At 61.7% G+C, this 10,779-nt stretch carries 9 protein-coding genes; 4 read left to right on the forward strand and 5 right to left on the reverse strand.

What is annotated here, in order from left to right:
• Positions 1-67 precede the first annotated feature (67 nt).
• Both MPJ51_RS12550 and MPJ51_RS12555 read left to right on the forward strand, forming a co-directional pair.
• Positions 68-235 carry a hemin uptake protein HemP gene (locus MPJ51_RS12550; RefSeq protein WP_298387027.1) on the forward strand — a complete coding sequence of 56 codons (168 nt, stop codon included), beginning with the start codon at positions 68-70 and terminating at the stop codon, positions 233-235.
• Entirely contained in the window at positions 232-708 is a 477-nt protein-coding gene (locus tag MPJ51_RS12555; protein ID WP_298387030.1) for a hypothetical protein, read from the forward strand. The genes MPJ51_RS12550 and MPJ51_RS12555 overlap by 4 nt, the downstream gene beginning before the upstream one ends.
• Positions 709-773: 65 nt before the next feature.
• Here MPJ51_RS12555 and MPJ51_RS12560 read toward each other — a convergent pair whose 3' ends face one another.
• The 5 genes from MPJ51_RS12560 to MPJ51_RS12580 all read right to left on the reverse strand — a co-directional run bounded on the left by MPJ51_RS12560 (position 774) and on the right by MPJ51_RS12580 (position 8,475).
• Positions 774-3,854: an aminotransferase class III-fold pyridoxal phosphate-dependent enzyme gene (locus MPJ51_RS12560; RefSeq protein ID WP_298387033.1), complete on the reverse strand. Its 3,081-nt coding sequence runs from the start codon at positions 3,852-3,854 to the stop codon at positions 774-776.
• Between the two features lie 84 nt (positions 3,855-3,938).
• Positions 3,939-4,811 carry an NAD(P)-dependent oxidoreductase gene (locus MPJ51_RS12565; protein ID WP_298387036.1) on the reverse strand — a complete coding sequence of 291 codons (873 nt, stop codon included), beginning with the start codon at positions 4,809-4,811 and terminating at the stop codon, positions 3,939-3,941.
• 91 nt (positions 4,812-4,902) lie between these two features.
• Positions 4,903-5,292 carry a Cu(I)-responsive transcriptional regulator gene (cueR, locus tag MPJ51_RS12570; RefSeq protein ID WP_298387039.1) on the reverse strand — a complete coding sequence of 130 codons (390 nt, stop codon included), beginning with the start codon at positions 5,290-5,292 and terminating at the stop codon, positions 4,903-4,905.
• Positions 5,289-7,766: a heavy metal translocating P-type ATPase gene (locus MPJ51_RS12575; protein WP_298387041.1), complete on the reverse strand. Its 2,478-nt coding sequence runs from the start codon at positions 7,764-7,766 to the stop codon at positions 5,289-5,291. The genes cueR and MPJ51_RS12575 overlap by 4 nt, the downstream gene beginning before the upstream one ends.
• A 76-nt stretch (positions 7,767-7,842) precedes the next feature.
• Positions 7,843-8,475, reverse strand: a complete 633-nt coding sequence (locus MPJ51_RS12580) for a pyridoxamine 5'-phosphate oxidase family protein (RefSeq protein WP_298387044.1) — start codon at positions 8,473-8,475, stop codon at positions 7,843-7,845.
• Positions 8,476-8,688: 213 nt separating this feature from the next.
• Here MPJ51_RS12580 and MPJ51_RS12585 point away from each other — a divergent pair, with 213 nt between their 5' ends.
• Both MPJ51_RS12585 and MPJ51_RS12590 read left to right on the forward strand, forming a co-directional pair.
• The gene (locus MPJ51_RS12585; protein ID WP_298387047.1) at positions 8,689-9,846 is read left to right on the forward strand and encodes an acyl-CoA dehydrogenase family protein; all 1,158 of its coding nucleotides are present in this window, start codon (positions 8,689-8,691) and stop codon (positions 9,844-9,846) included.
• Between the two features lie 215 nt (positions 9,847-10,061).
• Positions 10,062-10,779, forward strand: a 718-nt coding sequence (locus MPJ51_RS12590) for a nuclear transport factor 2 family protein (protein ID WP_298387050.1), incomplete at its 3' end; no start/stop codon positions are given.

A 10,779-nucleotide genomic window follows, 5' to 3' on the forward strand; every position in this document is an offset into this window, starting at 1 on the left:
GTCAGCCAGATCACAAAAACCATTAACAGATACGGCACTTTGCCCGACACGCTCTGGAGATGTCCCGATGAACGCGCAAAACCCGACCCCGACCCAAGGCTATGCTGTTTCGATGCTGCCGGCCCACAAGGCCGAAGAGCTGACCAATGGCGGCAACCTGGCCCATATCGAGCTGGGCGATCAGCTTTACACCCTGCGGATCACCCGCGCCGGTAAGTTGATCCTGACGAAATGAGTGGACCAAATTCGCGCGGCGGGGCCGCTGTCGGGCGTATCGCCGACCTGAACCCGATTGAGGCTGGTGCGGTCATGTATCTGCGCCTTTGGGGTGATGGGAAATCCGGTCGCGCCGATGCGGCCAGCGATTTCGATATCGCGCTGGGCGCCGATCAGGGGCGTGCCGCGATGATGACGCTGGACCGGCTGTGCTCGTTGTGCGCCCATCACGGACGACGTCCCCTGATCCGTCACGGGCTGGGATGTTCCTGTCTGGGTGCGGATGAAAACTGCTTTGCGCAGATGATCGGTGCCGCCTCGGAAGGGGCGCGCGAAGATGCAATGATGATGGCCTCGCTGATCGTGCGGCCTGATTTTGCCCCGGCACTGGCCTCTTTGTCCGAGGAGCTTGGGCTGGTTCTAAGACGAATGACCTCTGCAACCCCCGTGCCTACAACAGGGCATCATGCGCCCTCAGCCATGGTGCACTGATTGGCACAGCAAAACCCCGGCAATTATCGCCGGGGTTTTGTTTTTCTACGCTCGATCGCCACGTTTCAGCAGCACCCGCATCCGGCGTGGTGGTGATCGTGGTCGCAGACCGGGGCAGGGGAGTAATCACCCATCTCGGCCAGAACGTTCCGTAACGCCCAGAGGATCATGTCCACATCCTCGGCCTCGATGGTCAGGGGCGGGCGGATTTTCAGGATATTGTCCCTGGGCCCCTCGCTGCCGATCAGGATACGGTGGTCGCGCATCCGGTTCTTGACGTAAGCGCAGATCTCGGTGCTTTCCGAGCCATCCGGGTTGATCAGTTCGACACCCAGAAACAGGCCCATCCCGCGCACGTCGCCGACGCAGGGGAAGTCGGTTTCAATCTGCCGCAGCCCTTCCATCAAGCGGTCGCCCATGACGCGGGCGTTGTCCTGCAGGCCTTCGTCGTCGACGATGTCCAGAACCTCTTTCCCGATGCGGCAGGACAGGGTTGAGCCGCCAAAGGTCGAGAAAAACTCGATCCCGTTGTTGAAACTGTCAGCAATGGCGCGGGTGGTTGCCAGTACGCCCAGAGGATGCCCGTTGCCGATGGGTTTGCCCATCACCACGATATCGGGCAGCGCGCCCTGATGTTCGAAGCCAAAGTAATACTCGCCCAGCCGTCCAAGGCCCGTTTGCACCTCATCGGCGATGCAGACGCCACCCGCCGCGCGGATTTTCTCATAAACCGCAGGCAGATAGCCTTTCGGCGGGATAATTTGCCCCCCGACGGAAGGGAAGGTTTCGGCGATAAACCCTGCCACGCCTTGACCTTTGTCGCGCAAAGCGGCGATTGCGGGGTCCACAAAATTCGCGAATTTTGTGGCGCGTTCCGCATCATCGCGCCGGTAAGAGCCGCGATAGTCGTCCGCCACCTCGACCAGTTCAACCCAATCGGCCTGACCCACGCCGCCGGGTTTGTTGAATTTGTAGGCCGAGATTGCCACCGCCGCATTTGTGTTGCCGTGATAGCCGTGATCCGGTGTCACGATCCCCTTTGCGCCGGTATGGGCCCGGGCCAGTCGCAGGGCAAGTTCATTGGCCTCGGTGCCCGAGTTGACGAAGAAACAGACCTCGAAATGATCCGGCAGTTTGGACAGCACCTTGTCGGCAAAAGTGGTTTGCGCCGGGTGCAGATAGCGGGTGTTTGAGTTCATCCGCTTCAACTGATCCGCTGCCACCGCCTGAATGCGGGGATGGGCGTGGCCCACATGGGGGACGTTGTTATAGGCGTCCAGATAGGGCCGCCCCCATTCGTCGAACAGGTGATGTTTCCACCCGCGCACCAGCATCACCGGGTCGTCATAGGTCAGCGACAGGTTGCCGCCGAAATGGTCCCTCCGACCCTGCAGAACCGCTTGTTTGTCGGTCGGGCGATACAGCACCTTGTCGTCCGGCAGGTTCAACAGGGCCGCCGGATTGGGGCAGAGTGCATTCCACAACCCCAACTCATCCGGGTCAGCCACACCGGGCCAGTCCGCGCCCATCCCGTCAGTGGTCAGGGCCAGTTGGAAATGGACATGCGGCGCCCAGCCGCCATTCTGGTTGGCATCCCCCAACCGGGCAAAGGCCGCCCCCTGCGCCACCGGGTCGCCCGGTTTCAGGCGGTCACAAACCTCGGGGTCCAGATGACCGTAGAGCGTGTAAAAGGCGTCGCCCTCGGGCGTTTCGTGATGCAGGATCACCACCCCGCCATAGTCGAGATGCGCGTCGCGGTTCTCGACCACCTCGACCCGCCCGCTCAGCGGCGCGTGCAGAACGCTGCCCGCCGGGGCAAAGACATCCACCGCCAGATGCACGGTGCGCCGGTCCGAGGCTTTCCACGGTCCCTTGCGGAACCCGGGTTCGGCATAGATCAGACGCGGTTCGTTGTAATATCCCAGCCACAGGTCATCGCTGTGCTCTTCCCCAACCCGTGCGGATTCTTCGGCTGGCATGTGAAAGGGGTTCTGTGGCCAGGTCGAATTCTCAACAGACAAAGACCCCATCGGCGCGTCGCCAAGATCGTGATCGAACAGCTGCGCGAAATGGGTCCGGTGATCCTCCAGATAGGTATGAATGCGCTCAGCACCGTCAACCACGGGCAGACCACAGGCCACGCGCAGGCGCGCAGTCATCAGGTCGCCGTTGATACGGTCATTCTCAAGAAAGCGCCAGGCGGGGGCCTGACTGATGGTCACATAAGGATCATCCGGGTTCTCGATCGCCATCAGGGTCGAGTTCACCACCGAAACCGCCAACCGCATGCGCAGCAGGGGCCAGATCAGATCGACCTCATCAGCGCTCAGGCGATGGGCGGCGTGATAGCCACGCACCAAGGCGGCCAAGGCCTGCTCGGGCTTGGGGTGATCCAGCACCACATAAGCACCGGCAATCGCCAGATCGCACACGCGCGGCGCGGCGCACATATCGCCCAGATCAATCAGGCCCGAGACACTGCGGCGTTCGCTCAACTCGCCCTCGACCAGAATGTTGTAATCATTGAGGTCATTGTGGATGGCCTGTTGCGGCAAACGCGCCAGATCGCCGGAAATCGCACTGAACGCGCCGGTGATCTCTTGCAACAGCGCACGTCGGCCCGGATCGGCGATGGCACCCAATTGTCGTGCGATCCACGCCGCCTGCATCATGTCCCACTTGAAACCTGCCCGGTGCAGGCCGTCATGTGCGAAATCTTCCAGCGCCCGATCCGTCGCCCCCAGAACCCGGCCCAGCTTCAGGATCAGGTCCTCGGATTTCGGCGCGGTCTCGGCGTAACACCGTCCGGGCAAGCGCTCCAGCAACCAAACCAGACGCGGCTGCCCGTCCTGATCGGCAATTTCCGGCAGCAAATCCCCAGCCACGCTGGGAAAAACCTTGGGGAAGGGCAGACCTGGCGCCTCGGATGCGATATGCGCCAGCGCTTTGATCTGCAGATCGACCAGGTTCGGCGCACAACCCGCCCGCATGACCTTCAGCACGTAATCCTGCCCGTTGGTCGCCCGGACCATAAAGTTCAGGTCATACTCTCCGTCCAGCCGGGTCAGCCGAGCCTCCAGCCCCCAAACCCGGCGCAGTGCCTTTGCCCAGAATGCCGTCAAATCGTCTTTCGAACCGTCTGTCATATGCTCAGCCCAGCCGCCTTCTTCTGTTCAAAAATACCTCGGGGGAGTCGCAGCTTGCTGCGACGGGGGCAGCGCCCCCTTGCCTCAGTCCAGCGCCCGCAACCGTTTGATCAATGCCGAGGTGTCCCAACGTCCACCCCCCAGCTTTTGCACATCCTTGTAGAACTGATCGACCAGCGCCGTCAGCGGCAGGGATGCCTCGTTTTCATTGGCCGCGTCCAGACAGATGCCCAGATCCTTGCGCATCCAGTCTACGGCAAAGCCGTGCTCGAAATGGTCGTCCAGCATGGTCTCATACCGGTTCACCATCTGCCAGCTGCCCGCCGCGCCCTGGCTGATCACCTCAACCACCGCGCGCCCGTCCAGACCGGCTTTCTCGGCGAAATGCAGCGCCTCGCTGAGGCCCTGAACTACCCCGGCGATGGCGATCTGGTTGCACATCTTGGTCAACTGGCCCGCGCCGCAGTCTCCGATGCGGCGGCAGATTTTGGAATAGATCTGCATCACCGGCTCGGCGGCCTCATATGCGGGTAGATCACCGCCACACATGATCGACAGAACCCCGTTTTCGGCCCCCGCCTGACCGCCCGAGATCGGCGCATCGACAAAGGCAATCCCCCGCCCTTTGGCGGTGCCGTACAATTCCTGCGTCACCTTGGCCGAGACGGTGGTGTGATCGACAAAGATCGCCCCGTCGGACATGCCGTGAAAGGCGCCGTCTTCTCCGGTGCAGACCATGCGCAGGTCGTCATCATTGCCGACGCAGGCCATGACAAACTCTGCCCCTTCGGCAGCCGCGCGCGGGGTGGTGGCCATCGTGCCGCCATGCTCGGCCACCCAGGCCTCGGCCTTGGCGGATGTGCGGTTGTAAACGGTGACCTGATGCCCGGCGGCCTGAAGGTGCCCGGCCATGGGATAACCCATGACCCCCAGGCCAAGGAATGCGACTTTTGCCATTTGCTGATCCTCTCCTCTGTCCGGTCCCGAAACAGGGGCCGGAGTCTCGGGGCATGACAAAGCAAAGCCCGGACGAAAGGGCAACCCCGCGTTACGTCTTGCCGCCCAGATCGCGCAGGATCGGGCAGTCGGGGCGGTCATCCCCGGCGCAGGCGTCGATCAGATGACCCAGCGTGTCGCGCATCGCACGCAGGTCGGAAATCTTGGCGTCGATCTGGCCCAGATGTTCGCGTGCGATTCGTTTGACATCGGCGCTGGCGCGGCTTTCATCTTCATAAAGCGCCAGCAGGGTGCGGCAATCTTCGATGGTGAAGCCCAAAGCCCGGGCGCGGCCCAGAAAATTCAGCTTGTGAATGTCCTGCTCACGGAACCGGCGATAGCCGTTGGCGTCGCGCAAGGGTTTGATCAGGTTGATCTCTTCGTAATAGCGGATCGTCTTGGCGGGCAGCCCGGTCCGGTTGGCGACATCTCCGATATTCATGAGTGAACCTCGCGCGTTTGCAGCGCTTCGGGTGCCTCGGCAACGCTGGCGCGGACGCGGCGCAGGCGCAGGGCGTTCGAGACGACAAAGACGCTGGACAGGGCCATGGCCCCGGCGGCCAGAGCGGGCGACAACAGGTGGCCGCCAAACGGGTAGAGCACGCCCGCGGCGACCGGGATCAACACTACGTTATATCCAAAGGCCCAACCCAGATTCTGCCGGATGTTGCGCATGGTGCGGCGGCTGATCTCGACCGCATTGGCCACGCCGCGCAGGTCACCGGACATCAACACCACATCTGCCGTCTCAATCGCCACGTCCGTGCCGGTGCCAATGGCAATCCCAATATCCGCCGCAGCCAGGGCCGGGGCGTCGTTGATGCCGTCGCCGACAAAGGCCACCGGGCCGAGTTTTTCTTGCAGGGCGTCGATTGCTGCTAGTTTGCCGTCGGGCAGAACCTCGGCGGTGACATGGTCGATGCCAAGCTCATCAGCGAGGGCCTGCGCCGTGCGGGCATTGTCGCCGGTGATCATGGCCAGCGTCAGCCCCATCTCGTGCAGGCGCGCCAGAGCCGCGCGGGTGCCGGGTTTGATCGGGTCCGAAACCGCCAGCGCCGCAGCAGCTTTGCCGTCCACAGCCACATAAAGCGGTGTCGCCCCAGCGCTGGCCTGTTTGGCCGCCTCGGGCGCCAGAGCGCCCAGATTGATGCCGTTTTGCGCCATCAAACGATCCGATCCGACCAGCACTGAGCGCCCGTCAACCTCAGCCCGCAGGCCGAGTCCGGTCAGGGATTGAAACGCAGTCACTTCAGGCAAAACCTTCGGTCCCGCCCGGGTGATCGCCGTGGCAATGGGATGTTCCGATTGGGCCTCGACTGCCGCTGCCAAACGCAACACCTCGGCGCGGTCAAACCCGTTGGCAGGGATCACATCCACCAGTTCGGGCCGCCCGAGGGTCAGCGTCCCGGTCTTGTCCAGCGCCACCACGCGCGCCTGCTGCAGTTGTTGCAGCGCGTCGCCCTTGCGGAACAGAACGCCCAGTTCTGCTGCCCGGCCCGTGCCCACCATGATTGAGGTCGGCGTGGCCAGCCCCATGGCGCAGGGGCAGGCGATGATCAGCACCGACACCCCGGCCACCAGAGCAAGCGGCAGCGCGGGGGAGGGACCGATCAGCAGCCAGACCAAAACGGTCAGCACCGCAACCCCAATCACCGCCGGGACAAATCGAAGGGTGATCCGATCGACCAGCCCCTGAATGGGCAGCTTCGCGCCCTGGGCCTGTTCGACCATGCGAATGACCTGTGCCAGAACCGTATCGGCCCCGACATGAGTGGCACGAATGCGCAACGCTCCGGTGCCGTTCACCGTGCCACCAACCACATCGTCATCCGCCTCTTTTCCGACCGGGACAGGCTCACCCGTGATCATGCTTTCATCGACGTAAGAGCTGCCGTCCAGAACGCGTCCGTCCACCGGAACCCGCTCGCCGGGGCGGATTTGCAGGATGTCTCCGGCCATGATCTCGGCAATCGGGCGGTCGGTGAACACGCCATCCCGTTCGACCCGGGCGGTGCTGGGTTGCAGCCCGACCAGCTTGCGGATCGCAGCCCCGGTGCGCCCCTTGGCGCGCGCCTCCATCAGGCGGCCCAGCAGGATCAGAACCACGATGACGGCGGCGGCCTCATAGTAGACATTGGCGGTGCCCTGCGGCAGCAGTTGCGGCGTGAAGGTCGCCACCACGGAATAGAGATAGGCTGCCCCGGTCCCCAACGCGACCAGCGCGTTCATATCCGGTGCCGCGCGCAGCAGCGACGGGATGCCCTTGGTATAGAACACCCGCCCCGGACCCAGCAGCAGGACCGAGGTCAATGCGAACTGGATCAAATGGCTGGTCTGACCACCAATTGTCGCCTGTACCCAATGGTGAAAGGCGGGGATCATATGCCCACCCATTTCCAACACAAAGACGGGCAAGGCCAGCAATGCCGCAATCCATGTTGCGCGGGTCAGAGTGGCAATTTCATCGGTCTTGGCAGACCTGTCGTGACCGGGCTGAGTGTCCGCCGGGTGCGCCGTATATCCGGCTTTGGCCACGCCTGCCGCCAACGCCGCCGGGGTGCTTGCGCCTTCGACATAGGTGACCGTCGCAGTTTGCGCCGCAAGGTTCACATGGGCGTCAATCACGCCGGGGCTGGCATTCAGCACCTTTTCGATGCGCCCAACGCAGGAGGCGCAGCTCATCCCGTCGACCTGCAGTACCGCCTGCCGGGTGGTCGCCGGATACCCCGCTGTCTTCAGCGCATCTGCGATGACCGAGAGCTTGCAGTGATAATCAATCTGCGCTGTCTTCGTGGCGAAATTGACCGACGCACTGTTCAAGCCGGGCACCGCGCGCAAAGCACCCTCGACCCGCCCCACGCAAGAGGCGCAACTCATACCCTCGATCTTGATCTGAATAGGCAGGTGGTCCGTCATCCGAGTCGTCCTGATACCGGTTTGCCCCTCACATGGGGGTTCCAGCCACAGGAAGGTCAAGGGATTTTCCGGTATTTTAGCCGGCAGTCCCTTTCAGTTGGGCCAGTTCGGCCTTCAACTGCTCATTTTCCGCCTGCAACAGGGCCATCTGACGGCCCAACTCGTTCAAATGCGGGCGCAGTTCAGCTTCGGTAAAGCGCGGCGTGATGTGGCGCGGGCAGTTCCAGTCCACCCCTTCGACATGAATGAAGGCGGCGCGTTCTGCCTCGGTCTCGGCGCCTTCGGGGTAGAGGTCTGCTGCCGCCTCGGCCCCTTCGGCAAAGGACACCCGGCCCAGAATTTTCAGGCGGCGTTTGTTGGCGTAATCCATCAGGATCATCGCAACCCGATCATTGTCGTCCAGATTCCCGCGCGAGATATACTGTTTGTTGCCCGATAGATCCGCATATCCGATGGTGCGGCTGTCCAGCACCTTCAAAAACCCCACAGGCCCGCCCCGATACTGCACATAAGGCCAACCGGTTTCCGAGGCGGTGGCCTGATAAAACCCGTCCCGCGCCTCGATAAACCCTTTCTCATTCGGGCCGATTTCATTGCCATGCAGCGATCCACGCTCGATGAACTTGGTGTAGGACCCGGCGGACCCCATGCGGTCCTGATGGGCGCGAACGGCGGGGGTGAAGGTCAGTTGGTAAAAGGTATGCGGCATGGACTATCCTCTGCGTGGCCGCCTCGGGCGAGGTGACCGATCATTCATCCGTCAATATTTAGGACACTCTGGTCCGGCAGCAAATCCTTATCCGGTAATGTAAATTCGCGCGAAACGTTGCGTAGCCTCGTTGCAGGACGCCACGTCACGTGGATTGGCGAGAGACGTGGTCAGGGCTAAATTCATGGCAGTATCAGATTGAGTGAGGTCACAATGTCTCTGTTCACCAGCACTGCCGCTTGGGTCACCGACGAACACCGGATGTTTGCCGATATGGCGGGTCGGTTTCTGGATGACGCGCTTGTACCCAACACCGAGACTTGGGTCGAAAACGGTGCCGTGGATCGCGATTTCTGGCGGCAAGCCGGAGAAACCGGGCTGATGGCGGGTTCGATTGCCGAGGAATATGGCGGTGTCGGCGGCGGCATGGGTTTTGATGCGGTGACTTTGTACGAACAAAGCGCGCGGGGGGATGCCGGCTGGGGATACGGCATTCAGTCCATCGCAACCCATTACATCACCGCCTATGGCAGCGACGAGCAAAAGAGAAAATGGCTGCCCAAACTGGCCTCGGGCGAGATGATCGGCGCGCTGGCGATGACCGAACCGGGCACCGGCTCTGACGTGCAGGCGGTGAAGACAGTGGCCGAGCAGGATGGGAACTCCTACCGGATCAACGGGTCGAAGATTTTCATCACCAACGGCCAGTCCGCCGATCTGGTGATCGTGGCGGCCAAGACCGACAAATCCTTGGGCGCAAAGGGTGTGTCCCTGATCGTAGTTGAAACTGAGGGGGCCGAGGGGTTTCGCCGGGGGCGCAACCTCAAGAAGCTGGGGATGAAGGGCAACGATACGGCCGAGCTGTTCTTTGAGGACGTGAAAGTGCCGATGACCAACCTTCTGGGCCCGGAAGAGGGGCAGGGGTTCTATCAGTTGATGAAGCAACTGCCGTGGGAGCGTCTGACCATCGGCATCATGGCGCTGGGCGCGATCGACTTTGCCATCGCCGAGACGGTGAAATACGTGCAGGAGCGTAAGGCTTTTGGTCAGCGGGTGATGGATTTTCAGAACACCCGGTTCAAGCTTGCCGAATGCAAGACCAAGGCCGAAGTGCTGCGCAGTTTCGTCAATGACTGCATCGCCAAGCTTGAGGTGGGTGAATTGGATGCGGCCACCGCCTCGATGGTGAAATACTGGGGCTCCGAGGTGCAGAACGAGGTCATGCATGAATGCCTGCAACTGTTTGGTGGCTATGGCTACATGATGGAATACCCGATTGCGCGCCTTTACGCGGATGCGCGCGTGCAGATGATCTATGGCGGCACCAATGAGGTGATGAAGGAACTGATCGCCCGTTCACTGGACGTCTGAACCAAAGCGCTCCCGCCCGTCGTCGACATTCCTGTCGGAACGTCTCCTCCCGTTGGGCCAGGCTCACGCGGGCGCAGCCCGCGTGAGCCTGGCCCCCCTGCCGTCCGCAGGACGCAAGGCCGAAGGCCGCGCAGCCCTTTTCCGTCAACTGGTTGTCGCATGTCATCTTTGCGGGCATTCTGAACGCGTCTTCGTACCATTTTGAAGGGTCTGATATGGTAGCCAGTAACAAGGATCGTATCCGCGCCTTGCTCAAGAGCATCGAGACCGGTGATCCCGGCCCGATCGCGGTCGTCAACGAAGCCAGGTATATCCAGCACAACCCGCAAACCCATGAAGGCAGTGAGGGGTTGGCCGTGCTGTTCAAACGCCTTTCCGAGACGTCGCCTCGGGTGAACATTGTGCGGGCGTTCGAAGATGGTGATTTTGTCTTTGCGCATACTGAATACGATTTCTCGCGGCGCAATATCGGGTTTGAGGTGTTTCGTTTCGAAGACGGGCGGGCGGTTGAGCATTGGGACAATATCCAGAAACGCCTTGGTCCGAACCGGTCGGGGCACAGCATGGTGGATGGTGTGACCGAGGTCAGCGATCCGGGACGGACCGAGGAGAACCGCGCCTTTGTGCGTGCTTTTGTCGAAGGCGCCCTGATTGGCGGCGACGTGGCCCGTATCGACTTTGATATCGGCGCGGTTCATTTCGTTGAACACAATCCTCGGCTTGGCGACGATCTGGGGGATTTAAAACAATCTCTAATGGCGCAGCATGGGGAGGAGCGGGGTGTTGACTATCAGCATCTGCATCGCGTTCTCGCCGAAGGGGATTTCGTCTTGACCGTGTGCGAAGGCCGGTTCGACGGCGCTCACAGCGCGTTTTACGATCTGTTTCGCGTGGCAAATGGCCGGATTGTCGAACATTGGGACACGGTCGAGA

This window comes from Ruegeria sp., from assembly GCF_028066395.1.
In the GTDB taxonomy this organism is placed as follows: domain Bacteria; phylum Pseudomonadota; class Alphaproteobacteria; order Rhodobacterales; family Rhodobacteraceae; genus Ruegeria.